Source organism: Aquabacterium sp. UBA2148 (assembly GCF_002328915.1).
Taxonomy (GTDB): Bacteria; Pseudomonadota; Gammaproteobacteria; order Burkholderiales; family Burkholderiaceae_C; genus Aquabacterium; species Aquabacterium parvum.
The window spans coordinates 1-2,855 of record NZ_DCXA01000162.1; the positions used below are offsets into that span (position 1 = coordinate 1).

Sequence of the window (2,855 nt, forward strand, 5' to 3'; positions counted from 1 at the left end):
CCTGCCGCTGGCGCTGCCGCCCATCGGCATCTGGATGTACTGGCACGCCGACCGCGACGCCGACCCCGTGCACCGCTGGATGCGCGAGAGCGTGGCCCAGGGCGCCCGTGAGGCCATGCGCCACGTGCATGACTTGGGATGAAAATTCATCATTTGATGCAAGGGTGAGGGCGGCGTAGCATCCGGGGGCAACGGTCGGACACCGACTTTTCACATCCCCAAAAGGAGACAGCCATGGACTTCCAGCCCAGCGAACGCGCCCAGAGCTACGCCAAGCGCGTGCGTGCCTTCATTGACGAGCGCATCGCCCCGGTCGAGGCCCAGCACTGGAAGGAGATCGGCGAGGCCCGCCACGGCGGCGATTGGACCCAGTGGAGGATCCCCGCCCGCGTGGAGGAGCTCAAGGCGCAGGCCAAGGCCGAAGGCCTGTGGAACCTCTTCTTGCCCGACGCCAAGCTGGCCCCGGGCCTGAGCGTGCTCGAGTACGCCTTCAGCGCCGAGCAGACCGGCCGCTCGATGATGGCGCCCGAGATCTTCAACTGCAACGCGCCCGACACTGGCAACATGGAGGTGCTCTGGAAGTACGGCAGCGACGAGCAGAAGGCCCAGTGGCTGACGCCCCTGCTCAACGGCGAGATCCGCTCCGTCTTCTTCATGACCGAGCCCGATGTGGCCTCGTCCGACGCCACCAACATGGCGGCCACCGCCGTGGTCGAGGGCAACGAGATCGTGCTCAACGGCAAGAAGTGGTGGTCTTCCGGCGTGGGTGACCCGCGCTGCAAGATCGGCATTTTCATGGCCGCCACGCCCAATGCCGAGGCCGGCCGACATGGCCAGCACTCGATGGTGCTGGTGCCGCTGGACGCGCCCGGTGTCGAGATCAAGCGCATGCTGCCGGTCTTCGGCGAGTACGACGAGCCGCACGGCCATGGCGAGGTGCACTTCACCAACGTGCGCTTGCCGCTGTCCAACGTCATCGCCGGGCCGGGCCGGGGTTTCGAGATCGCGCAGGGCCGCCTGGGCCCGGGCCGCATCCACCACTGCATGCGTTGCATCGGCGCGGCCGAGAAGTCGCTCGAACTCGCCATTCAACGTGGTCTCAAGCGCGTGGCTTTCGGCAAGCCCATCATCAACCTGGGCGGCAACCGCGAACGCATCGCCGAGTGCCGACTGGCCATCGACCAGGCCCGCCTGCTGACGCTGCAGGCCGCCTGGAAGATCGACAACCTGGGCGTGATGAGCGCGCTGACCGACGTCTCGGCCATCAAAGTTGTGGCGCCGTCGATGCTGCAGCAGGTGGTCGACTTTGCCATCCAGATGCACGGTGGCATGGGCGTCTCGCACGACACCCCGCTGACGGCCTTCTTCAACCAGGCCCGCTCGCTGCGTCTGGCCGACGGACCCGACGAGGTCCACAAGGGCATGATCGCCCGCCTGGAGCTGATGAAGTACGGCTCGAAGTGACGCGGAAAGTGACGCACTGAGATGGGATCGCTCTACCTCGTCCGCCACGGCCAGGCCTCGTTCGGCAGCCAGAACTACGACGCGCTCTCGGCGTTGGGTCACCAGCAGGGGCACGTCGTCGGCCAGGCCTTGAAAGCCCGCGGCGTGGTGCCCGAGGTGGTGGTGGCCGGCACCATGCAGCGCCACCAGGAGACGGCGCGCGCGGCGCTGTCGGCCATGGCGCTGGACGTGCCGATGCAGCTCCTCGCCGGTGTCAATGAGTTTGACCACGAGGACGTCATCGAGGTGGCCGAGCCCCGCTTTGCCGACAAGGCTTTGATGATGGCGGAGATGGCCGCCAGCGGTGACCCGCGCCGGGCCTTCCAGGCCTTCTTCCAGGACGCGGTCTCGCGCTGGGTGGCGGGCCACCACGACGCCGAGTACCAGGAGCCGTGGTCCACCTTCAAGCTGCGCTGCGTGACGACCCTGGCCGAGCTGGTCCAGCTCACGCCGCCCAAAGGCCAGGCCGTGGTCTTTACCTCGGGGGGCTTCATCAGCGTGGTGTGCGCGCACCTGCTGGGCCTGCACGACACGCAGGCCTTCACCATCAACTGGACGCTGGCCAACGCCGGCATCACCAAGATCAACGTGGGCCGGGACGGCCTGCACCTGCTGTCGGTCAACGAGCACGGGCACCTCGAAGGCGTGGCGCCTGCGGGCGCGCCCTCGCTGCTGAGCTACCGCTGACGAGGGCAGCCGGCGCTGGCTGGTGCCGATCTGTGCTGCCTGACCTGGCGGCCATCTGTCGATGGGACGGCTGCTGTGGCTCGCGCACAATGAGGGCAGGCCGTGCGCTGGGCTCGGCCTCAATCAACAAGGGACACGAACATGAAGACGGCGCTGAAGGTCGTGGGTGGGCTGGTGCTCGCCCTGTTGTTGCTGGTGGTGGGCGGTGTGGCCGCATCCTGGGCCCCCGATCGGGACGTGGAAACGCTCAAGGCCAAGTGGGCGCCCGCGCCCTCGCAGTTCACAGAGATCCTGGGCATGCAGGCCCACTACCGCGATGAAGGCCCCCGCGACGACGCCGAGCCCATCGTGCTGCTCCACGGCACCTCGGCCAGCCTGCACACCTGGGACGGCTGGACAGAGGCCCTGAAGGGCCAGCGCCGCGTCATCCGCATGGACCTGCCTGGCTTCGGCCTCACAGGCCCCATGCCCGATGGCAATTACCGCCTGACCCGCTACGTCGAGTTTGTCGTCGCGCTGATGGACAAGCTGGGCGTGCAAAAGGCCGTGGTGGCTGGCAACTCCTTCGGAGGCAACCTGGCCTGGAAGGTGGCGGTGGACCACCCGCAGCGCGTGAGCAAGCTCGTGCTGGTGGATGCGGCCGGCTACCCCTTCGACCCGCAGTC

The 2,855-nt window shown here is 67.7% G+C and carries 3 protein-coding genes; all 3 read left to right on the top strand.

The annotated features are described in order from the left end of the window. The first annotated feature begins 234 nt into the window (after positions 1 to 234). Complete coding sequence (locus B2W70_RS08910; protein WP_286744950.1) at positions 235 to 1,464, top strand: acyl-CoA dehydrogenase family protein; 1,230 nt, start codon at positions 235 to 237, stop codon at positions 1,462 to 1,464. 21 nt (positions 1,465 to 1,485) lie between these two features. After that, positions 1,486 to 2,190, top strand: a complete 705-nt coding sequence (locus B2W70_RS08915; RefSeq protein WP_286744952.1) for a histidine phosphatase family protein — start codon at positions 1,486 to 1,488, stop codon at positions 2,188 to 2,190. 141 nt (positions 2,191 to 2,331) lie between these two features. Beyond that, positions 2,332 to 2,855, top strand: a 524-nt coding sequence (locus tag B2W70_RS08920) for an alpha/beta fold hydrolase (RefSeq protein ID WP_286744954.1), incomplete at its 3' end; no start/stop codon positions are given.

Coding starts and splice junctions, on each gene's coding strand:
- B2W70_RS08910 (WP_286744950.1), top strand. CDS start 235: ATGGACTTCCAGCCCAGCGAACGCGCCCAGAGCTACGCCAAGCGCGTG.
- B2W70_RS08915 (WP_286744952.1), top strand. CDS start 1,486: ATGGGATCGCTCTACCTCGTCCGCCACGGCCAGGCCTCGTTCGGCAGC.